The following is a 21,141-nucleotide window of genomic DNA, read 5'->3' as shown; positions in this document are numbered from 1 at the left end:
CGCCCAGGATGTTATTGGGCGGATCTAGTCCGAGGCGTCGTCCTCGGCTTCCGGCGCTTCATCGCCGGATTTTGCACCCTTGGATTTCGGGCCGTCCGACTTCTTCAGCAAGTTTTCCAGGGTGGGGCGATTGATCCGCCTGAACGCCCGCCGCGGCCGGTTGGCGTCCAGGATGGCCACCTCCAGGCTGCCCACATCGAGGGTCGGCTGGTCGCCGTTGGACGCGTCCGAGCTGCCCGCCCGCAGCGCCGCGACCGCGATGCCCAAAGCCTCACGCAGGTGGGCGTTTTCGGCGTACGAGTCCTTGAGCGCCGTGACGATCGGCTCGGTGGTCCCGCCCATCACCACGAAATGCGGCTCGTCGGCGATCGAGCCGTCGTAGGTAATGCGGTACAGCTCAGGAGGTTTCGTCTCGCCGTGGTGGGCGACCTCGGCGACGCACAACTCGACCTCGTAGGGCTTGGCCTGCTCGGTGAAGATGCTGCCCAGCGCCTGCGCGTACGCGTTGGCCAGCTGCCGGCCGGTGACGTCGCGGCGGTCGTACGCGTAACCCCGGGTGTCGGCGAACTGGATGCCGCTGCGGCGCAAATTGTCGAACTCGTTGAACCTGCCCGCTGCCGCAAAGCCAACGCGGTCGTAGAGTTCGCTGATCTTCTGCAGGGACCGCGACGGGTTCTCCGCGACGAACAGCACACCGTCGGCGTAGGCCAGCGCCACCACGCTCTTGCCCCGCGCGATGCCCTTGCGCGCGAGCTCGCTGCGCTCGCGCATCGCCTGCTCGGGCGAGATGAAATACGGGAAGCTCACTTCTTCTTACCCCGCGGTTCGGCGTCGGGCCCGAAAGTGTCCGCCCGCGAGCGGCTTTCGATGACCTGCCGGGCCAGTTCGGCGATCCGGCTCTCCGGCACTTCCGCCGCCCCTTCGGCACCGATGGTGACCGCCGTGGGATAGATGCCGCGGACCAGGTCCGGGCCGCCGGTGGCGGAATCGTCGTCGGCGGCGTCGTAAAGCGCCTCCACGATCACGCGCAGCGCGGAATCGACGTCGGAGACTTGGGAATACAGCTTCTTCATCGACGACTTGGCGAAAATCGACCCCGATCCCACCGCCTGGTAGCCCTCTTCCTCGATGTTCCAACCGCCCGCGGCATCGAAAGACACGATGCGGCCCGCGCTTTCCGGGTCCGGCGCCTGGATGTCATACCCGGCCAGCAGCGGCAGCGCGACCAGTCCCTGCATCGCCGCGGCCAGGTTTCCGCGCACCATGATCGCGAGCCGGTTGACCTTGCCGGCAAACGTGAGCGGCACGCCTTCGAGCTTCTCGTAGTGCTCGAGTTCCACCGCGTAAAGCCGGGCGAACTCGACCGCGATCGCGGCGGTACCCGCGATGCCGGTGGCCGTGTAGTCGTCGGTGATGTACACCTTCTTCACGTCGCGCCCGGCGATCATGTTGCCCTGCGTCGAGCGCCGGTCGCCCGCCATGACAACGCCGCCCGGGTATTTCAACGCGACGATCGTTGTCCCGTGCGGCAGCTGGTCCCCGGCGGCGCCGCCTTGCGCGCCCCCGCTCAGGCTTGCCGGCAGCAACTCCGGCGCGTGGCGGCGGAGGTGGTCAGCAAACGATGACAGGTCTGCGGCCGGATTCCCGGAGAGTGGCGAGTTGAGGGACAGTCGATCGGCGAATGGCCAGGTCACTGTCCGCCCTTTTGGACATACGCGCGGACAAAATCCTCGGCGTTTTCCTCAAGGACGTCGTCGATCTCGTCAAGCAGGTCGTCGGTGTCTTCGGCTAACTTTTCGCGACGCTCCTGGCCCGCGGCCGTGGCGTCGCCGAAGTCGTCATCATCGCCGCCGCCACCACCACGCTTGGTCTGCTCCTGAGCCATCGCCGCCTCCTGCTTAGTTATCGGCCGCTCACACGCCCGCTGGTCTTCTCTACATTACCGGTCAACGCCGACGTTTCCCGGTCTAACGTCCGCTAGCTGGTCAGTTGTTCCACCAGTTCCACCGCGCTGTCCACAGAGTCCAGCAACGCTCCGACGTGGGCTTTGCTGCCGCGCAGCGGCTCCAGCGTCGGGATGCGCACCAGCGAATCGCCCCCGAGATCGAAAATCACCGAGTCCCAACTGGCCGCCGCGATGTCGGCGCCGAACCTGCGCAGGCACTCACCGCGGAAGTATGCGCGCGTGTCCGTCGGCGGATTGTCGACGGCGTCGAGCACCTGGTGTTCGCTCACGAGGCGCTTCATCGAACCGCGCGCGACCAGCCGGTTGTACAGCCCCTTGTCCAGCCGGACGTCGGAATACTGCAGGTCGACCAGGTGCAGCCGGGGCGCCGACCAGTTCAGGTTCTCGCGCTGCCGGAAGCCCTCGAGCAGCCGCAGCTTGGCCGGCCAGTCCAGCAGCTCGGCGCAGTCCATCGGGTCGCGCTCCAGCTTGTCGAGCACGTCGGCCCACGTCTCGACGATGTCGGCCGCCCGCGGGTCGGGGTCGCGGCTGTCGACCAGCTTCGCCACCCGGTCGAGGTAAATGCGTTGCAGCGCAAGGGCGGTCAATTCGCGCCCGTCGGCCAGCGCCACCGCCACCCGCAGCGACGGATCGCGGCTGATGGCGTGGACCGCGTGCACCGGCCGCGCCAGCGCCAGGTCGCTCAGGTCGATCCCGTGGGCCGGTCCGTCTTCGATCAGATCGAGCACCAGCGCCGTGGTGCCGAGCTTCAGATACGTCGACGTCTCGGCCAGGTTCGCGTCGCCGATGATGACGTGCAGCCGGCGATACCGGTCGGCGTCGGCGTGGGGCTCGTCGCGGGTGTTGATGATGCCGCGCTTGAGCGTGGTCTCCAGCCCGACCTCGACCTCGATGTAGTCGGAGCGCTGGGACAGCTGGAAGCCGGGCTCGTCACCGGCGGGCCCGATGCCGACCCGGCCGGAGCCGGTGACCACCTGCCGCGACACCAGGAAGGGCGTCAGGCCGGCGATGATCGCCGAGAACGGCGTCTGCCGCGACATCAGGTAGTTCTCGTGGGACCCGTAGGAGGCGCCCTTGCCGTCGACGTTGTTCTTGTAGAGCTGCAGCTTCGCGGCGCCGGGCACGCTGGCGACGTGCCGCGCGGCGGCCTCCATCACCCGTTCGCCGGCCTTGTCCCAGATCACCGCGTCCAGCGGGTCGGTGCACTCGGGCGCGGAGTATTCGGGGTGCGCGTGGTCGACGTAAAGCCTCGCGCCGTTGGTCAAGATCATGTTGGCCGCGCCGACCTCGTCGGCGTCGACCACCGGCGGGGGCCCGGCCGAGCGGCTCAGGTCAAAGCCGCGGGCGTCGCGCAGCGGCGATTCCACCTCGTAGTCCCAGCGGGTGCGCTTGGCGCGCTGGATGCCGGCGGCGGCGGCGTAGGCCAGGACCGCCTGCGTCGAGGTGAGGATCGGGTTGGCGGTCGGGTCCGACGGCGACGAGATGCCGTACTCGACCTCCGTCCCGATAATCCTTTGCATTACTTCAAGATAGGCCCGGTGACCATGTAGACCCCGAGGCGGGGTGATCTCGCGGCCCGAATTCGGCGCGATAACGGCCAGCACAAGGGCCGATCGCCGCTAGGGTTTGCCCGCATGGAGCTTTCCCTTCGCCCCTCGCGCGGGACGGCGAACGCGGCGGCCGAAAGCTGGTTCCTGAACCGGGGTTTGCCGTCGGTGCTGACGAGGCGGTCGCGCTGGCGGCGGCTGTGGCCGCGGTCGGCGCCCGCGCTCGCGGCGTACGCGACGTTGCAGGCCTGCGTACTGCCGGTCTACCTCATCACCGGCGGGCGCGACGTCCACATAAACGGGGAGCCGACAACCTCCGAAGTGATTCTCCTGACGATCATCGGGCTGGCCCTTCCGCTGATGGCCGTCGTGGGCTGGCTGGTGTCGCGGTCACGCAGCGGCCGCACGCGCGCGGCCGTCTCGACCGCCGCGGTGTTGGTCGTGGCGTGCGTCGGGGCCGTCGTGGGCGGGGCCGCGCAACTGGCGCAGGAAGCCGTCGTAGTGGCCGCGGTGCTGGTGCTGACCGGCTGCGGCGTCGGGTCGGTCGTCGGCTGGGCGGTGCGCATGATGCTGTCGCACCTGACGACGGTGGGTGCCCTGGCGGTGCGGGCCCTGCCCGTCGTGCTCCTGACCGCCTTGGTGTTCTTCAACACCTACGTCTGGCTGATGGCGGCGACGATCAGCGGGGAACGGCTGGGGCTGGCAATGGCATTCCTCGTCTCCATCGCCGCGGCCTTCGTCGTCTCCGCCACCCACGATCGGGCCAGGCCGATGTTGCAATCGACGGCGGCGCTGCCCAGGGACGCCGAGGGGCTGGCCGGCACGCCCTTCGCGGGCATGCCGGACACGCCCGACTGCGCGCCGCTGAAACGGGCCGAACGCCTCAACGTCGTCTTCGTGCTGGCCGCCTCGCAGCTGGCGCAGATCCTGGTGGTGGCGGTGGTCACGGCCACCATCTACCTGATCCTGGGGCTGATCGTGCTCAGCCCGTCGCTGCTCAACGAATGGACCCACACCTACACCAGCACCGCGACGGTGCTGGGATTCACGCTGCCGGTGCCCGATTCGCTGATCCACATGACGCTTTTCCTCGGCGCGTTGACGTTCATGTACATCAGCGCCCGCGCGGCCGGCGACGCCGAGTACCGATCGACGTTCCTCGACCCGCTCATCGCCGACTTGCACACGACCCTGATCGCGCGCAACCGCTACCGCGGGGCCGTGGCCGCACCGGCGTGTGAAGTTGACGCCAACCAGGGCAGTGATTAATTTCACAGGGTGTCCCGCCACCGCGCCGAAGAGGAAGTCGATGAACCGGTGAGCGACCTGGCCGGGAAGCGTTACGGGGAAGTGCTTCTCGTGACTCCCGGCGAGGCCGGCCCGCAGGCTTCGGTCTACAACAGCTTCCCGCTCAACGACTGTCCCGCCGAGCTGTGGTCGGCGCTGGACCCGCACGCGATCGCCGCCGAAAACGGCGCGGCCGCGGCCCTGCTCAACGGCCCCCGCTATTGGCTGATGAACTCCATCGAAAAGGAGCGCCAGGGCCCGCAGGTGACGAAGACCTTCGGGGGCATCGAGATGATCCTGCAGGCCACCGTTCTGCTGTCCTCGATGAACCCCGCGCCCTTCAGCGTGAACAAGGTGAGCCGCCATACGGTTTTCGTGTTCAACGCCGGCGAAGAGGTCTACGAACTCATCGATCCGCACGGGAAACGCTGGGTCATGCAGACCTGGAGTCAGGTCACCGACCCCAACCTCAAGCGCGAAGACCTGCCCGGGCTGGCGAGCCGGCTCGAACTGCCCGACGGGTGGAGCTATAAGCCGCGCGTGCTCACCGAGGAGCTGCGCGTGGACACCAGAAGCCAAGCCGCGCAGGTGTTACAGGACAACCTGACCAACAGCTACTCGCTGGAGATCGACTGACGGCGGCCGGAGCGGCCTGGGCCGCCGAAACTGCAACCACGCACACCCGCCTCGGCGTGTCGTGTGCGTGGTTGCAATGTCGCGGCGGCGCGACTCGAGCGTTTACAGGTACTGGCCCAGGTTCGACTCGGTGTCGATGGCCCGCGACGCGCTCGACGACTTGCCGGTGACCAGCGTGCGGATGTAGACGATCCGCTCGCCCTTCTTGCCCGAAATCCGCGCCCAGTCATCGGGGTTGGTGGTGTTGGGCAGGTCCTCGTTCTCGGCGAACTCGTCGACGATCGAGTCGAGCAGGTGCTGAATGCGCAATCCGGGTTGGCCGGTCTCCAGCACCGACTTGATCGCGTTCTTCTTCGCGCGGTCGACGACGTTCTGGATCATCGCCCCGGAGTTGAAGTCCTTGAAGTACATGACCTCTTTGTCACCGTTGGCGTAGGTGACCTCCAGGAACCGGTTGTCGTCGATCTCGGCGTACATCCGCTCGACGACCTTTTCGATCATCGCCTTGATGCAGGCGGTGCGGTCGCCGTCGAACTCGGCGAGGTCGTCTGCGTGCAGCGGCAGCGACTCGATCAGGTACTTCGAGAAGATGTCTTGCGCCGCTTCGGCATCCGGGCGCTCGATCTTGATCTTCACGTCGAGACGGCCGGGCCGCAGGATCGCGGGGTCGATCATGTCCTCGCGGTTGGAGGCGCCGATCACGATGACGTTCTCCAGCCCCTCCACGCCGTCGATCTCGGACAGCAGCTGGGGAACCACCGTCGTCTCGACGTCCGAGGAGACCCCGGTGCCGCGGGTGCGGAAGATCGAATCCATCTCGTCGAAGAAGACGATTACCGGCGTCCCTTCCGACGCCTTCTCGCGGGCCCGCTGGAAGATCAGCCGGATGTGCCGCTCGGTCTCGCCGACGAACTTGTTCAGCAGCTCCGGGCCCTTGATGTTGAGGAAGTACGACTTCGCCTCGCGGGCGTCGTCGCCGCGCACCTCGGCCATCTTCTTGGCCAGCGAGTTCGCGACCGCCTTGGCGATCAGGGTCTTACCGCAGCCGGGCGGCCCGTAGAGCAACACACCCTTCGGCGGGCGCAGCGCGTACTCGCGGTAGAGCTCCTTGTGCAGGAACGGCAGCTCGACGGCGTCGCGGATCTGCTCGATCTGGCGCGTCAGCCCGCCGATGTCCTGGTAGCTGACGTCGGGCACCTCTTCCAGGACCAGGTCCTCGACCTCGGCCTTGGGGATGCGCTCGAAGGCGTAACCGGCCTTGGTGTCGACCAGCAGCGAGTCGCCCGGGCGCAGCTTGCGGGGCTTGGTGTCGTCGTTGAGGGCGTCCGGAACGCCGTCCGGCAGATCCTCGGCGACCAGCGGCTCGGCCAGCCACACGATGCGCTCCTCGTCGGCGTGTCCGACGACCAATGCGCGGTGACCGTCGTTGAGCACCTCGCGCAGAGTGGAGATCTCGCCGACCGATTCGAACGTGCCGGCCTCGACGACGGTCAGGGCCTCGTTGAGCCGGACCGTCTGGCCCTTGCGCAACGAACCGACCTCGATGTTGGGCGAGCACGTCAGGCGCATCTTGCGACCGGAGGTGAACACGTCGACCGTGTCGTCCTCGTGGGACCCCAACAGGACGCCGTAGCCACTGGGCGGCTGACCGAGCCGGTCGACCTCTTCGCGCAGCGCCAACAGTTGCTGACGGGCCTCTTTGAGGGTTTCCATTAACTTTGAGTTTCGCGCCGCGAGGGAGTCGATACGGGCTTCGAGCTGATGCACGTCGCGCGCGGACCGAGTGCCGCCGGCCGATCCAACCGCGTGCTCCAGTTGCTCGCGCAGCACCGCTGCCTCACGGCGTAACTGTTCCAATTCGGCAGCATCATCGCTGGACATGCCAGTTTCACCGGCATTGCCGAATGCGCCAGAACGCTCTGAGTCACCCATGTTGCGCTCCTTTCCCGCCCCGAAATGTGCGGTGGTACTTCAACGCTACCGGCGATTGCCGGTTGATGTGCGGAGTCAAATGCTCACGAAAAGTTAAGACTTTGGTTCCACTGGTAATCTCGGCCACGAATCTTGCCGAGTGAAAGGACGGCCGTGGCCCGAAAAGCCCTTGCCATGGGCTCCGCCGGCACCGTCATCTTCGGCACGGCAGGCCCGGTGTGACTTCCATTGCACCCGTTGGCCCGACGGCGGGCGCGAACGCCTAGCCCCAGAACGAACCGGATGCACCGACGGTTGCTCGTCACGCTGAGCGCCGTCACCGCGGTGGCGGCGGCCGGTGTGACCGGGTGCGCGCACACCGGGCCCAAGGTGGTGTCGTCGTCGTCCTCCGCGGTTCCGGTGACGTCGACCCCCCTGGTCGTCGCCGCTCCCCCGGCCGCTCCACTCCCGCCGCCCGACGCCCTGATCGACGTCCTGAACCGGCTCGCCGACCCGAACGTGCCGGGCCTCAACAAGGTGACCCTCGTCGAGGGCGCCACCGCCGACAGTGCGGGCACGCTCGACAAGTTCACCAACGCGCTGCGGGACAACGGCTACCTCCCGATGACCTTCGTCGCGAACGACGTCGCCTGGTCGGACAAGAATCCGTCCCACGTGACGGCCACCGTCGCCGTCAAGACCGCGCAGGCGAACAACGGCAACTTCACCTTCCCGATGGAATTCACCCCGTTCCAAGGCGGATGGCAGCTCTCCCGCCGGACGGCGGAAATGCTTCTGGCGCTGGGCAACTCGGCCACCGGGACCTCGGCCATCGGGACCACGCCACCCGCCAACCCGGCGCCCAGCCCGCCTCCCGCGCCGCCGCAGCCCCCGGCCGCGACTCCCACGGGCTGAGCCGCGATGTGGATCGGCTGGCTCGAGTTCGACGTGTTGCTGGACCCGGAGCTTGGGGTGCGATCACTCAAACAGAAGCGGTCGGTGATTCGTCCCGTGGTGGCGGAGCTGCAGCGCAAGTTCGGCGTGTCGGCCGCCGAAACCGGTGCGCAGGACCTGTACCGACGGGCGGGCATCGGCGTGGCCGTGGTGTCCGGCGACCGCGGCCACGCGGTCGCCGTGCTGGATGCGGCCGAACGACTGGTCGCGGCGCATCCCGAGTTCGAGCTGCTGTCGGCGCGGCGAGGCCTGACCAGGAGTGACGACTAGTCCTACCCGTCTCGGCCCGGGCGCTTGCGGCCCAGCGGCGCCGGGGCGACGACGCCCGGCGCGAGCCGGCGCGTGAAGATCAGGAACGCCGTGTGCCCGCGCATCGAGTGCTGCGGCCGCACCGCCAGCCCGACGACGTTCCAGCCGCGTTGCAGCGTCTCCCACGAGCGGGGCTCGGTCCAGCACTGCTGGGCCCGCAGCGCCTCCACCGTCCGCGACAGCTGGGTGACGGTGGCGACGTAGATCATCAACACCCCGCCGGCTATCAACAGGCGCGCCGCCGCCTCGAGCACCTCCCACGGCGCGAGCATGTCGAGCACGGCGCGGTCGAAGGAGCCGTCGGGCATGTCGGAGTCCACGACGTCGCTGACGATCAGTTGCCAATTGTCGGGTTCGCCGTCAAAAAACACCGACACGTTGCGGCGGGCGTGTTCGGCGTGGTCGGCGCGCTGCTCGTAGGAGACCACCCGCCCTTCGGGCCCGACGGCGCGCAGCAGCGAGCAGGTCAGCGCGCCCGATCCGGCGCCCGCCTCCAGCACCCGCGCGCCCGGGAAGATGTCGCCCTCGTGCAGGATCTGGGCGGCGTCCTTGGGGTAGATCACCTGCGGCCCGCGGGGCATCGACATCAAGTAGTCGATGAGCAGCGGGCGCAGCACCAGGTAATCGGCGCCGTTGCTGGACTTGACCACGCTGCCCTGCTGCAGCCCGATCACGGCGTCGTGCGGGATCGACCCGCGGTGGGTGTGGAACTCCGCGCCGGGGGTGAGGGACATCGTGTAATGCCGGCCCTTGGCGTCGGTGAGCTGGACCCGTTCGCCAACGCTGAATGGGCCGGTCGCGGACACGCCGTCTAGCGTGCCAGCCGACGCGCCGCGGCCGGTGCTTGGGGGTTGTCGGCGTCCGGTTCTAGGCTGCGCACATGACGGACCAGCCGGAGGAACTGAGCCGGCCGGCCTCGAAACCGGCTTCCAAACCTGCGCTGTCACCGTCGCGCGCGGCGGATTTCAAGCAATGCCCGTTGCTGTACCGCTTCCGGGCGATCGACCGGCTGCCCGAGGCGCCGTCGACCGCACAGCTGCGCGGCTCCGTCGTGCACGCCGCCTTGGAGCAGCTCTACGGCCTGCCGGCCGAGATGCGCGGCCCCGACACCGCCACGTCGCTGGTGGAGCCCGCCTGGGACCGGGTGATCGCCGCCGAACCCGACCTGGCCTGCGACATGGATCCCGAACGGCGAACCGAACTGCTGGCGGAGGCCCGCGCGTTGCTCGCCGGCTATTACCGGCTCGAGGACCCGACCCGGTTCGACCCGCAAAGCTGCGAAGAACGCGTCGAGGTCGAACTCGCCGACGGCACGCTGCTGCGGGGCTTCATCGACCGGATCGACGTCGCGGCCACCGGCGAGCTGCGGGTGGTGGACTACAAGACCGGCAAGGCTCCACCCGAAGCGCGGGCGCTGGCCGAGTTCAAGGCCATGTTCCAGATGAAGTTCTACGCGGTGGCATTGCTGCGTTCCCGCGGCGTGCTGCCCACCCGGCTACGCATCATCTACCTGGCCGACGGCCAGGTGCTGGACTACGCGCCCGACCACGACGAGCTGCTGCGCTTCGAGAAGACGCTGATGGCGATCTGGCGCGCCATCCAGTCCGCGGCGCCGACGGGCGATTTCCGGCCCAGCCCGTCGCGGCTGTGCGAGTGGTGCCCGCACCAGCAGCACTGCCCGACCTTCGGCGGAACGCCCCCGCCCTACCCGGGCTGGCCGGATATCACTGCGGCGCAACCCATCTCGCATCCGACCGAACCGGCGGCGTGATGCCCCGGGGGGGCAAGAAACCGTCGAATACGCGAATTCGCCCCCGAGTGCGGTATCCTGGCTGAAGCGTCGGCGACCGAGTGGGTTGCCGACGAGTCGTGATCGATTCTTTGTTTTCTTTACTCAGATCCCTGCGGGGCGCCGAGTCCAAGACGACCAGGCGCGCCCTGCGGAAGCTCGAGTCGCGGCGACCGATATTGCCACACCGGCAATCTCGCCACCATCGAAGCTTTAGGGACATCGAAACATGCTGGAAGACAAAACTTTTGCTCACCTGGGTGTGAGCCCCCCACTGGTCGACGCGCTCGCCGCGCGAGGCGTCAGCCAGCCGTTTCCGATTCAAGTGCAGACGTTGCCGGACACGCTTGCCGGCCGCGACGTGCTGGGCCGCGGAAAGACGGGCAGCGGCAAGACGCTCGCATTCTCGATCCCGCTGGTCAGTCGGCTCGACCCGGCTGACCGGCGACCGGGCCGGCCCACGGGGCTGGTGCTGGCGCCCACCCGCGAACTGGCGACGCAGATCGCCGCGACCATCGAGCCGCTCGCCAAGGTGCGCGGGCTGCGCGTCGCGACCATCTTCGGCGGGGTCTCGCAGAACAGGCAGGCCGCCGCGCTGAGGGCCGGCATCGACATCGTCGTGGCCTGCCCCGGCCGCCTCGACGACCTGATGAAGCAACGCGTGATCAGCTTGGACGCCGTTCAGGTCACGGTCATCGACGAAGCCGACCACATGGCCGATCTCGGTTTTCTCCCGACCGTCACCCGCATCCTGGCGGCCACCCCCGCCGTCGGGCAGCGGATGCTGTTCTCGGCCACCCTGGACGCCGCCGTCGACACCCTGGTCAAGCGATTCCTCAGCGATCCGGTGACCCGGTCGGTGGTGGAGGCGACGTCGTCGGCGCCCGAGATGACGCATCACGTCTTCTGTGTCGACGGGATCGAAGCCAAGAAGGAATTGGTGCACCGGTTGGCCTCGGGAGAGTCCCGGCGAATCCTCTTCATGAGGACTAAGCATCAGGCGCGAAAGCTGGCCCGCCAGCTCACCCAATCGGGCATCGCGTCGGTCGAGCTGCACGGCAACCTGTCCCAACCCGCACGCGACCGAAACCTCGCGGCCTTCGCCGCCGGCCACGCCCGGGTGCTGGTTGCGACCGACATCGCCGCCCGCGGCGTGCACGTGGACGACATCGAACTGGTGGTGCACGTCGACCCGCCCGCCGAGCACAAGGCCTACCTGCACAGGTCCGGCCGCACGGCCCGGGCCGGCGCCTCCGGTGACGTCGTCACCATCGTGCTGCCCGAGCAGCGCCGGGAAACCGAGTCGATGATGCGCAAGGCGGCCATTCGTGCGGTGCCCCAGCGGGTCAGCGCGGCCTCCCCCGCCATCCACGCCCTGGTCGGCGCGGCCGCGCCCCGCAGGGCCGTCGTGCCCGTCGCGGCGCCCTCCAACCGTCCGCCCGCGGCGCGCAGCAGACGCCGCCGCTCTCGCCGCCCCGCAACGACCACCCACCGTTAGGGAAATCATGGCCGAACAGCAGATTCATCCGTCCAAGGTTCGCGTCGGCGATGTGATCGGCACGGCGAACCGCACCGATCTCCGCTATACGGTCAAGATCATCGGCGGGCCGCAGACCACGCCACAGCGGTGGACGTTCTTCGGCCGCGATGCCCAGGGCCAACAGCAGACGAGCTCGTTCGGTGAGGACGACGTCGTTCGCCGGTACGCCAAGGCGCCATAGCTCGTCGGACGCTCACTCGAGCGGCGACATCTCCTGCAGCATCGTGGGAATCAGCTCGCTGACCGTGGGGTGGATGTGCATCGTGCGCGACAGCGTCGTGTACGGCGCCTTGGCCGACATGACATCCAGAATGGCGTGAATCGCCTCGTCGCCGCCGACGCCGAGGATGGCCGCCCCCAGGATCTCGTCGGTCTCGGCGTCCACCACCACCTTCATAAAGCCTTGCGTCTCACCCTTTTCCACCGCCCGGCCGACCCGCGTCATCGGCCGCTTGCCGACCAGCGCCTTGCGGCCGGACGCACGGACCTGGCTCACGCTCATCCCGGCACGCCCCAGCGGCGGGTCGATATAGAGCGCGTAGGTGGTGATGCGGTCGCTCACCCGGCGGGGATCGTTGTCGAGCAGATTCGCGGCGACGATTTCGAAATCGTTGTACGACGTGTGGGTGAACGCGCCCTTGCCATTGCAGTCGCCCATCGCCCAGATGTGATCGACACTGGTCTGGAGCGCGTCGTCGACGACGATGTAGCCGCGGGCATCGGTCTGCACGCCGGCCGCCTCCAGGCCGAGGTCGTCGGTGTTCGGTCGCCGGCCCACCGCCATCAGCAGATGGCTCCCGGCGATGGGCTCGGCACCGGCACGCGGTGTCAGTTCAAAACCGTTGTCCATCTTGGTGATTCGCACGTCTTCGGCGCCGACGACGATGTCGATGCCCTCGGCCTCCAGGATCTCCCTGACCGTGGCCGAAACGTCCTCGTCCTCGCGGGACGCCAGCCGCGGGCCGCGCTCGACCACGGTCACCCGCGCCCCGAAGCGCCGGTACATCTGAGCGAACTCCAGCGCGATGTAGCTGCCGCCGACGATGACGAGATGCGCTGGCAGCGTGTCGAGTTCGAGGATCGACACGTTGGTGAGGTAGTCGATGTCCGACAGTCCGGGGAGGTCGGGCACGACGGCGCGCCCGCCGACGTTGAGGAAGATCCGCTCCCCGTGCAGCAGGTCGCCGTTGACGCTGATCGTGTGCGGGTCCTCGAAGCGGGCGTGTCCGCGAATGACGGTGCAGCCCTCCATGCCCTCCAGCCAGCTTTCGACGCCCTTGCGGTCGCCGAGCATGATGTCGTCCTTGCGCGCCTTGACTTTTGCCATGTCGACGTTGACCGAGCCGGTCCCCACGCCGTATTCCGCGCCGCGGCGCGCCAGGTGGGCGGCGTGCGCGCTGGCCACCAGCGTCTTGGTCGGGATGCATCCGGTGTTGACGCAGGTGCCGCCGATGAGCTTGCGCTCGATGATCGCGACGCGCTGCCCGGCCGCCGTCAGCCGGCCCGCCAGCGGGGGTCCGGCCTGCCCGGCGCCGACGATTATGGCGTCGAAGCGCTCCGTCACTTAACCGCCGTCAGGATGTATTCCGTCAGCACGTGACCCGTCACCGCGACGATGGCGAACCCGCCCAGGACCGCGATCGCATCCTCGAGCAGCGCGATCGGCAGATCCTTGCCGGCCACCGCGGCCAGCCGCTTGCGCGCCTGATAACCGCCGAAGGTGCCGAGCACCGCCCCGATGATGCCCGCGCCGAGCGCGGAAAAGGTCCAGTGCGGCCACGCGCCCAGCGCCGCGCCCGCCAACCCGCCCATGATGATCCGCGCGGCGAAGATCGGTGGCGCCGTACGGGCCGGCGTCTTTGGCAGCTTGTCGTTGACGAGTTCCCCGACGGCGAGAACGGTGAACACGACGGCCGTGATGATGTTCCCCATCCACGACGCCCACGTGCCATGCAGGTCGATCCAACCGAGATAGGCGCCCCAGGCGACGACGGCGGGAGCGGTCAGCGAACGCAACCCGGCGACGACACCGATCAGCAAAGCCAGCAGCAGAATTAGCGCATGTGTCACGAAGACCCTCCTGGGGACTAGACAGCCCGGCAACGGTGAGGGATGGCGGCCCATGGGATGACGCGGGCGACAGCCCTACGCGGACGCTAACACAGCGCCGAGTACGGCACCCGTTTGATCAGAACCGGCAGAACCTGATGTCGGACGCCAGGATCGCCTTGGCGCCGATGGAGGCGAGCTCGTCCATGATCTCGTTGACGCCGCGGCGCGGCACCAGGGCGCGGATCGCCACCCAATCCGGATCGGCGAGCGGCGCGATCGTGGGCGACTCCAATCCCGGCGTTATCGACGTGGCCTTGTCCAGCACCGAACGCGGGCAGTCGTAATCGAGCATCAGGTATTGCTGGCCGAACACCACACCCTGGACCCGCGCGACCAGCTGATCGCGCACGGCTTTGGTCTCGCCGTGGCCGCCCTCGTCGGCGCGCTCGATCAGCACCGCCTCCGAATCGCACAGCGGCTCACCGAACGCCACCAGGTCGTGCAGGCTCAGCGTGCGCCCGGACCCGACCACGTCGGCGATGGCGTCGGCCACCCCGAGCTGCACCGAGATCTCCACCGCGCCGTCGAGCCGGATCACCGTCGCCTCAATGCCCTTTTCCGCCAAGTCCTTTCGGACCAGGTTCGGGTAGGCGGTGGCGATCCGTTTGCCGGCCAGGTCGGCCGTCGTCCAGTCCCGCCCGGCCGGGCCGGCGTACCGGAAGCTCGACGACCCGAAACCCAGCGCCAGGCGTTCGCGCACCGGTGCGTCGGAATCCCGGACCAGGTCCCGCCCGGTGATGCCGAAGTCCAGCTCCCCCGAACCCACGTAGATCGCAATGTCTTTGGGCCGCAGGAAGAAGAACTCGACCTGGTTGACGGGGTCGATGACGGTGAGGTCCTTGGAGTCCGTGCGCCGACGGTAGCCGGCCTCCGAGAGGATCTCGCTGGCCGGCTCGCTCAGCGTGCCTTTGTTGGGTACCGCAACCCGCAGCATGCTCACAGCTTCCGGTAGACGTCGTCGAGGGACAGCCCGCGCGCGATCATCAGCACCTGCGTCCAGTACAGCAACTGGCTGATCTCCTCGGCCAGCGCGTCGTCGGGTTCGTGTTCGGCGGCCAGCCACACCTCGCCGGCCTCCTCCAGGATCTTCTTGCCCAGCCCATGGATGCCGCCGTCCAGCGCGGCGACCGTGGCGCTGCCGGCCGGCCGGGTGCGGGCACGGTCGCCGAGTTCGGCGAACAGATCCTCGAAGGTCTTCACGGCCAGCGATTGTTTCACGTGCCGGCGAGCGAAGTCACGGCGGTTTCGGCGCGGCACGGTTCGGTTTCGCCGGGAAAGCGCTTCACGTTAGGTCACCCTAATATAGGTTAGGCTAACTTTAATTCTTCTCATGTTGAAGGAGCCGGCCGTGACCTTCCCGATGTGGTTCGCTGTTCCTCCCGAAGTCCATTCCGCGCTGCTCTCCACCGGCGCGGGCCCGGGCCCGCTGCTCGCCGCCGCCGGAGCGTGGCGCCTGCTCGCCGCGGAATATGCCTCCGCCGCAACGGAACTCGCCGCGCTGCTCGACGTGGCTCGGGGCGCGGCGTGGCAGGGGCCGACGGCGGAGCGGTTCGTGGCGGCCCATCAGCCCTTTCTTTATTGGCTGGGTCAGGCCAGCACCCGCGCGGCCGCGGCCGCGGGCGGGCACGAGGCGGCCGCCGCCGGCTATACGACGGCGTTGGCCGCGATGCCCACGATGGCCGAGCTCGCGGCCAACCACGCGGTGCACGGCGTCTTGATCGCCACCAATTTCTTCGGCGTCAACACCATTCCGATCGCGCTCAACGAAGCCGACTACCTGCGGATGTGGCTCCAGGCCGCCGCCACCATGACCGCCTACCAAGGCGTCTCGGAGGAAAGCCTCTCGGCGATCCCAACGACATCGCCCGCGCCCCAAATCGTGAGCGCCGCCGCGATGCCCGCCGCGGGCAGCAGCTTCCCCGACCCGACCAAGCTGATCCTTCAGGCGCTGCAAGGCCTCCTCGACACCCTTCGAGACCTGGCCGCACAAACGTTGACCGGGCCGCTCGGCGGCGTCGTCGTCCAGGCGCTGGACGCGTTGATCTCGCTCGTATCCAGCGAAATATTCACGATCCTCGCCTACTCCGTGCTGGACCCCATGATCTATTTCGGCCCGTTCACTCCGCTGCTGGGCCCGCTCGCGTTGCCCGTCGGCCTCGCCGGTTTGGCCGGTCTCGCCGGGCTCGGGGCGGACTCCGGACCGGCGGTCGTGGCTGGGGGTGCCCCCGGGCACCAGAAGTGGCCCGTGGCCGCGGGAATCACGCTCGCCGGCACCGGCGCCGCCGCGCCCGTTGCCGCATCGATTGGCGCGGCGGGCGGCGCCGCGGCGCCGGCCTCCCCGACGGTTCCCGCCGCCCCGGCCGCCGAAGGTTTCTACGTGGTGGGCGGCGGTCCCGACGGCGACGGCGTCGCGCCGACCTCCGGCACCGACGCGGCCGCCGCCCTCAGCGCGGGCGCGGCGGCTCCCCCGGCCACCGTCCCGGCGGACGGCGACCAGGCGAGGGCGAAGCGAACCGCCAAGGCGCGCCGGCGTGCGCGCAAATACCGCGTCGAGTACCTGGAGCAAGACGGGCGTGCGACGCTGCCGTCCGACCCACCGCAAGAGGCGGTCATCGCCGCCACGGACGGCTCAGGCTCGCTCGGCTTCGCCGGAACCGTCCCGAAATCGGCTGCGGGACAGGCTCAAGGACTCATCAACCTGCGCGGCGGCGGGTTCGGCGCCGCCCCACCGGAGCCGATGCTGCCCAACTCCTGGGATCCCCGTGATTAGTCCCCGCCCAGCCGCGCCTCGGCGAGGATGGGTTCGAACAGCTCGATCGGGTTTCCAGAGGGGTCCTCGACAAGGATCTGCTTGCCGCCGACACCGGTGATGATGTCGTTGCGGAAGTGCGCTCCCTCGGCGCGCAGCCGCTCGACCGTAGCCGCCAGGTCGGTCACCTCAATCGAGAATCGGTTCCAGCCCCCCGGCGCGGGCAACGTCCCGTCGGGCATGGCCTGACCGCCGCCCGGGCCGGCGCCCGGGCTGCTCAACACCAGGCGCAGGTACCCCCGCGAGAGCATCGCGAACCCCGGCGCAGGGTGCATGTCTTCATGAAATCCCAACTGCTGGCAATAGAAATCGATCGCGGCGTCCACGTCGTGGACGATGTAGCGGACGCTGACCCTTGCGTCTCCAGCCATCTCGAGGCACCTCCCCGGTCGACTGGGCCGAGGATACGCCGCGCAGGCGACCGTCAGACGTTGAAGTGCTTGGCCTCGTAGGGCTCAGTCCTCGGGGTTGTAGCCGAGGTTGGGCGCGAGCCAGCGCTCGGCTTCGGCCATGGTCCAGCCCTTGCGCTTGGCGTAGTCGGCGACCTGGTCCTGGGCCAACCGGCCGACCACGAAGTACTGCGACTGCGGGTGCGAGAAGTACCAGCCGCTGACGGCCGCGCCGGGCCACATCGCCATCGACTCGGTCAGCTCGATGCCGGTGCGCTCCTTGACGTCCATCAGCTTCCACAGCGTCACCTTCTCGGTGTGCTCCGGGCAGGCGGGGTATCCGGGGGCCGGGCGGATTCCCTTGTACTTCTCGTCGATGAGCGCGTCGTTGTCCAGCTGCTCGTCCGGCTGGTATCCCCAGAACTCCTTGCGGACCCGTTGGTGCATCCGTTCGGCGAATGCCTCCGCCAGCCGGTCGGCGACCGACTCCAGCAGGATCGCGCTGTAGTCGTCGAGGGCCGCCTTGAACTCCGCGATCTTCTCCTGGCTGCCGAGCCCGGCGGTGACGGCGAAGGCGCCGACGTAGTCGGCCAGACCGGTGTCCTTGGGCGCGATGAAGTCGCCCAGCGACCGGTTCGGGATGCCGTCGCGGTGCTCGCCCTGCTGGCGCAGGTTGTGCAGCGTGGTCAGCACCTCGGTGCGGGTCTCGTCGGTGTACACCTCGACGTCGTCCCCCACGGCGTTGGCCGGGAAGAACCCGATCACGCCGTTGGCGGTCAGCCACTTCTCCTTGATCAGGGTGTCGAGCATCTGCTGCGCGTCGTCGTACAGCTTGCGGGCGGCCTCACCCGAGGCCGGGTTGTTGAGGATGTCGGGGAAGCGGCCCTTCATCTCCCAAGCGTTGAAGAACGGCTGCCAGTCGATGTACTCGCGCAACTCGGCGAGGTCATAGTCGGAGAACTCACGCACGCCGAGGCCCTGGGCGGGCACCGGCGGCGTGTAGCCGTCCCACACGATCGGCGTCCGGTTGGCGCGGGCCTTCTCCAGCGTCAGCATCGGGCGCTCGTTCTTCTGGGCGTGCCGTTCGCGCAGCGAGGCGTAGTCGGCTTCGGTGGCCTCCAGCAGGGCCGGCCGCTGCTTGTCGTCGAGCAGCGCGGCGGCGACGGGCACCGAGCGGGACGCGTCCTTGACCCAGACCACCGGGCCGCTGCGGCGCGGCGACACCTTCACGGCCGTGTGGGCGCGCGAGGTGGTCGCGCCGCCGATCAGCAGCGGGATTTCCAGCCCCTCGCGTTCCATCTCGACGGCGAAGTTGACCATCTCGTCCAGCGACGGGGTGATCAGTCCGGACAGCCCGATGATGTCGGCGTCGTGCTCCCTCGCCGCGGCCAGGATCTTCTCGGCCGGCACCATCACACCGAGGTCGATCACCTCGAAGTTGTTGCACTGCAGGACAACCCCGACGATGTTCTTCCCGATGTCGTGGACGTCGCCCTTGACCGTCGCCATCACGATCGTGCCGTTGGTGTCCTTACCGGCGGCCGCCCCGGACTCCTCCTTCTCCGCCTCGATGAACGGCAGCAGGTACGCCACGGCCTTCTTCATCACCCGGGCCGACTTCACGACCTGGGGCAGGAACATCTTGCCCGAGCCGAAGAGGTCGCCGACGACGTTCATGCCGTCCATCAGCGGGCCCTCGATCACCTCGATCGGGCGACCCCCGGCGGCGGCGATCTCGGCCCGCAGTTCCTCGGTGTCGGCGTCGACGTGGGCGTCGATGCCCTTGACCAGGGCGTGCGTGATCCGCTCGCGGACCGGCAGGCTACGCCACTCGGCCGCCGCGGGGTCCTCGCCCTTCTCCTTGCTGTTAAACCGTTCGGCGATCTCCAGCAGCCTCTCGGCCGCGTCCGCGCGGCGGTTCAGGACGACGTCCTCAATGCGGTCCCGCAGCTCGGGGTCGATCGAGTCGTAGGGCACCAGCGCGCCGGCGTTGACGATGCCCATGTCCAGGCCGGCCTTGATGGCGTGGAACAGGAACACCGCGTGGATCGCCTCGCGGACGGGGTTATTCCCCCGGAACGAGAACGACACGTTCGAGATGCCGCCGGAAAGGTGCACCCCGGGCAGGTTCTCCTTGATCCAGGCGCAGGCCTCGATGAAGTCGATCCCATACGTCGCGTGCTCCTCGATACCGGTGGCCAGCGCGAAGCAGTTCGGGTCGAAGATGATGTCCTCGGGCGGGAAACCGACCTCTTCGGTCAGGATCCGGTAGGCCCGCCCACAGATCTCCTTGCGACGCTCCAGGTTGTCGGCCTGGCCCTGCTCGTCGAAGGCCATCACGACGACGGCGGCGCCGTACTTGCGGCACAACCGGGCCTCGCGGATGAACTTCTCCTCGCCCTCCTTCATGGAGATCGAGTTGACGATCGGCTTGCCCTGCACGTTCTTCAGGCCCGCCTCGATGACCTCCCACTTGGACGAGTCGATCATCACCGGGACGCGGCTGATGTCCGGCTCCGCCGCGATCAGCTTGGTGAATCGGTCCATCGCGGCGACGCCGTCGATCATGCCCTCGTCCATGTTGATGTCGATGACCTGCGCGCCGACCTCGACCTGCTGCAGCGCGACCGACAGCGCGGTGTCGTAGTCCTCGGCCTTGATCAGGTTGCGGAACCGGGCGGAGCCGGTGATGTTGGTGCGCTCGCCGATGTTCACGAACAGCGACTCGTCGGTGATGTTGAGCGGCTCCAGGCCGGCCAGCCTGGTGGCGACCGGGATCTGCGGCACCTCGCGCGGCGCCTTGCCGTCGACGACCTTGGCGATCTCGGCGATGTGCGGCGGCGCCGTCCCGCAGCAGCCACCGACCAGGTTGACCAGACCGGCCTCGGCGAAGTCGGCGATGTAGCCGGCCTGGCGCTCCGGGGTCTCGTCGTACTCGCCGAAGGCGTTGGGCAGGCCGGCGTTGGGGTAGCAGGAGACGAAAGTGTCCGCGATCCGCGACATCTCGGCGATGTAGGGCCGCATCTCCGGCGCACCCAGGGCGCAGTTGAGGCCGACCGCGATCGGCTTCGCGTGCCGGATCGAGTTCCAGAAGGCCTCGGTGACCTGACCGGACAACGTCCGCCCGGAAGCGTCGGTGATGGTGCCCGAGATGATGACCGGCCAGCGCCGTCCGCGCTCCTCGAACAGCGTCTCGACGGCGAACACCGCCGCCTTGGCGTTCAGCGAGTCGAAGATCGTCTCGACGATAAGGAGGTCGACACCGCCGTCCACCAGGCCGTTGGCGGCCTCGAGGTAGGCGGCGACCAGCTGGTCGTAGGAGACGTTGCGGGCCCCGGGGTCGTTGACGTCCGGCGAGATCGACGCGGTCCGGGTCGTGGGCCCGATCGCGCCGGCGACGTAGCGGGGCTTCTCGGGCGTGCCGAACTCGTCGGCGGCCTTGCGGGCCAGGGCGGCGCCGGCGTAGTTCAGCTCGTAGGCCAGGTCCGCCATGTCGTAGTCGGAGAGCGAGATCGCGTTCGCATTGAACGTGTTGGTCTCCAGGATGTCGGCGCCCGCCTCGAGGTACTCGCGGTGGATCCCGGCGATGATCTGCGGCTGCGTCAGGTTGAGCAGGTCGTTGTTGCCCTGCAGAGCGGTCGGCCACTCGGTGAACCGGTCGCCGCGGTAGCCGGCCTCGTCCGGCCGGTCCCGCTGGATCGCCGTGCCCATCGCGCCGTCGATCACCATGATCCGCCGGCGCAGGGCAGCCGTCAGTTCGTCGGTGCAGTTGGGGCGGATGTTGGGCGCGAATGTCTTCGTAGCCGAGTCCGTGTCAGCGGGGTTCACACACGTTCCTTCCGTAGCGGAAGGCGTCCTTCTCGTCAACAACGTCGACTCTGCCGAGCGTGGC

At 68.4% G+C, this 21,141-nt stretch carries 20 protein-coding genes; 8 read left to right on the top strand and 12 right to left on the bottom strand.

The features are described 5' to 3' along the window. Positions 1 to 24: 24 nt before the first annotated feature. The 4 genes from prcA to dop form a co-directional block, all read right to left on the bottom strand. Positions 25 to 807 carry a proteasome subunit alpha gene (prcA, locus tag A5655_RS03130; protein ID WP_067005470.1) on the bottom strand — a complete coding sequence of 261 codons (783 nt, stop codon included), beginning with the start codon at positions 805 to 807 and terminating at the stop codon, positions 25 to 27. Continuing rightward, entirely contained in the window at positions 804 to 1,694 is an 891-nt protein-coding gene (gene prcB / locus A5655_RS03125; RefSeq protein ID WP_067005468.1) for a proteasome subunit beta, read from the bottom strand. Before prcB ends, prcA begins: the two co-directional genes overlap by 4 nt. Further along, positions 1,691 to 1,885, bottom strand: a complete 195-nt coding sequence (locus A5655_RS03120) for a ubiquitin-like protein Pup (RefSeq protein ID WP_066932182.1) — start codon at positions 1,883 to 1,885, stop codon at positions 1,691 to 1,693. The genes prcB and A5655_RS03120 overlap by 4 nt, the downstream gene beginning before the upstream one ends. 92 nt (positions 1,886 to 1,977) lie before the next feature. Continuing rightward, on the bottom strand, positions 1,978 to 3,486 hold the full coding sequence (dop, locus tag A5655_RS03115) for a pup deamidase/depupylase (protein ID WP_067005465.1): 1,509 nt from the start codon (positions 3,484 to 3,486) through the stop codon (positions 1,978 to 1,980). A 114-nt stretch (positions 3,487 to 3,600) separates the two neighbouring features. Between dop and A5655_RS03110 the strand changes: the two genes are divergently transcribed. Both A5655_RS03110 and A5655_RS03105 read left to right on the top strand, forming a co-directional pair. Further along, complete coding sequence (locus A5655_RS03110) at positions 3,601 to 4,782, top strand: hypothetical protein (protein WP_082978447.1); 1,182 nt, start codon at positions 3,601 to 3,603, stop codon at positions 4,780 to 4,782. Between the two features lie 9 nt (positions 4,783 to 4,791). Further along, positions 4,792 to 5,436 (top strand): hypothetical protein, encoded by a 645-nt coding sequence (locus tag A5655_RS03105; RefSeq protein ID WP_067005463.1) that lies wholly within the window; start codon positions 4,792 to 4,794, stop codon positions 5,434 to 5,436. A 102-nt stretch (positions 5,437 to 5,538) separates the two neighbouring features. Here the strand turns inward: A5655_RS03105 and arc are convergent, their stop codons facing one another. Continuing rightward, positions 5,539 to 7,368, bottom strand: a complete 1,830-nt coding sequence (gene arc / locus A5655_RS03100; RefSeq protein WP_067005462.1) for a proteasome ATPase — start codon at positions 7,366 to 7,368, stop codon at positions 5,539 to 5,541. 282 nt (positions 7,369 to 7,650) lie between these two features. Between arc and A5655_RS03095 the strand changes: the two genes are divergently transcribed. Continuing rightward, positions 7,651 to 8,262 (top strand): hypothetical protein, encoded by a 612-nt coding sequence (locus A5655_RS03095; protein ID WP_067005460.1) that lies wholly within the window; start codon positions 7,651 to 7,653, stop codon positions 8,260 to 8,262. 6 nt (positions 8,263 to 8,268) lie between these two features. Beyond that, positions 8,269 to 8,571 carry a DUF503 domain-containing protein gene (locus A5655_RS03090; RefSeq protein WP_067005458.1) on the top strand — a complete coding sequence of 101 codons (303 nt, stop codon included), beginning with the start codon at positions 8,269 to 8,271 and terminating at the stop codon, positions 8,569 to 8,571. A gap of 2 nt (positions 8,572 to 8,573) precedes the next feature. Here the strand turns inward: A5655_RS03090 and trmI are convergent, their stop codons facing one another. Continuing rightward, positions 8,574 to 9,416, bottom strand: coding sequence for a tRNA (adenine(58)-N(1))-methyltransferase TrmI (gene trmI / locus A5655_RS03085; protein ID WP_067005456.1), 843 nt, complete (start codon positions 9,414 to 9,416; stop codon positions 8,574 to 8,576). 74 nt (positions 9,417 to 9,490) lie between these two features. Between trmI and A5655_RS03080 the strand changes: the two genes are divergently transcribed. The 3 genes from A5655_RS03080 (at position 9,491) to A5655_RS03070 (ending at position 12,120) form a co-directional block, all read left to right on the top strand. Next, positions 9,491 to 10,381: a RecB family exonuclease gene (locus A5655_RS03080; protein ID WP_067005454.1), complete on the top strand. Its 891-nt coding sequence runs from the start codon at positions 9,491 to 9,493 to the stop codon at positions 10,379 to 10,381. Between the two features lie 247 nt (positions 10,382 to 10,628). Further along, entirely contained in the window at positions 10,629 to 11,897 is a 1,269-nt protein-coding gene (locus tag A5655_RS03075) for a DEAD/DEAH box helicase (protein WP_067005452.1), read from the top strand. A 7-nt stretch (positions 11,898 to 11,904) separates the two neighbouring features. Then, positions 11,905 to 12,120 carry a hypothetical protein gene (locus A5655_RS03070; RefSeq protein ID WP_067005450.1) on the top strand — a complete coding sequence of 72 codons (216 nt, stop codon included), beginning with the start codon at positions 11,905 to 11,907 and terminating at the stop codon, positions 12,118 to 12,120. Between the two features lie 12 nt (positions 12,121 to 12,132). On the opposite strand, the gene A5655_RS03065 is transcribed toward A5655_RS03070, so the two are convergent. The 4 genes from A5655_RS03065 to A5655_RS03050 all read right to left on the bottom strand — a co-directional run bounded on the left by A5655_RS03065 (position 12,133) and on the right by A5655_RS03050 (position 15,269). Then, complete coding sequence (locus tag A5655_RS03065; RefSeq protein WP_067005448.1) at positions 12,133 to 13,503, bottom strand: FAD-containing oxidoreductase; 1,371 nt, start codon at positions 13,501 to 13,503, stop codon at positions 12,133 to 12,135. Further along, positions 13,500 to 14,009, bottom strand: coding sequence for a DUF4126 domain-containing protein (locus tag A5655_RS03060; RefSeq protein WP_067005446.1), 510 nt, complete (start codon positions 14,007 to 14,009; stop codon positions 13,500 to 13,502). The genes A5655_RS03065 and A5655_RS03060 overlap by 4 nt, the downstream gene beginning before the upstream one ends. 118 nt (positions 14,010 to 14,127) lie before the next feature. Next, positions 14,128 to 14,985, bottom strand: coding sequence for an ATP phosphoribosyltransferase (gene hisG / locus A5655_RS03055; protein ID WP_067005444.1), 858 nt, complete (start codon positions 14,983 to 14,985; stop codon positions 14,128 to 14,130). Positions 14,986 to 14,987: 2 nt separating this feature from the next. Then, positions 14,988 to 15,269 (bottom strand): phosphoribosyl-ATP diphosphatase, encoded by a 282-nt coding sequence (locus tag A5655_RS03050; RefSeq protein ID WP_066937487.1) that lies wholly within the window; start codon positions 15,267 to 15,269, stop codon positions 14,988 to 14,990. Between the two features lie 130 nt (positions 15,270 to 15,399). Here A5655_RS03050 and A5655_RS03045 point away from each other — a divergent pair, with 130 nt between their 5' ends. After that, on the top strand, positions 15,400 to 16,821 hold the full coding sequence (locus tag A5655_RS03045) for a PPE family protein (protein WP_067005484.1): 1,422 nt from the start codon (positions 15,400 to 15,402) through the stop codon (positions 16,819 to 16,821). On the opposite strand, the gene A5655_RS03040 is transcribed toward A5655_RS03045, so the two are convergent. Both A5655_RS03040 and metH read right to left on the bottom strand, forming a co-directional pair. Next, positions 16,818 to 17,231: a VOC family protein gene (locus A5655_RS03040; RefSeq protein WP_067005442.1), complete on the bottom strand. Its 414-nt coding sequence runs from the start codon at positions 17,229 to 17,231 to the stop codon at positions 16,818 to 16,820. The genes A5655_RS03045 and A5655_RS03040 overlap by 4 nt on opposite strands. Before the next feature lie 84 nt (positions 17,232 to 17,315). Beyond that, positions 17,316 to 21,077, bottom strand: coding sequence for a methionine synthase (gene metH / locus A5655_RS03035; RefSeq protein WP_067005440.1), 3,762 nt, complete (start codon positions 21,075 to 21,077; stop codon positions 17,316 to 17,318). Positions 21,078 to 21,141: the final 64 nt, after the last annotated feature.

The sequence above is a fragment of the Mycobacterium sp. 1081908.1 genome (assembly GCF_001673535.1).
Taxonomy (GTDB): Bacteria; Actinomycetota; Actinomycetes; order Mycobacteriales; family Mycobacteriaceae; genus Mycobacterium.
Note: the sequence above shows the minus strand (reverse complement) of the source record. Positions and strands in the feature narration are given on the sequence as shown.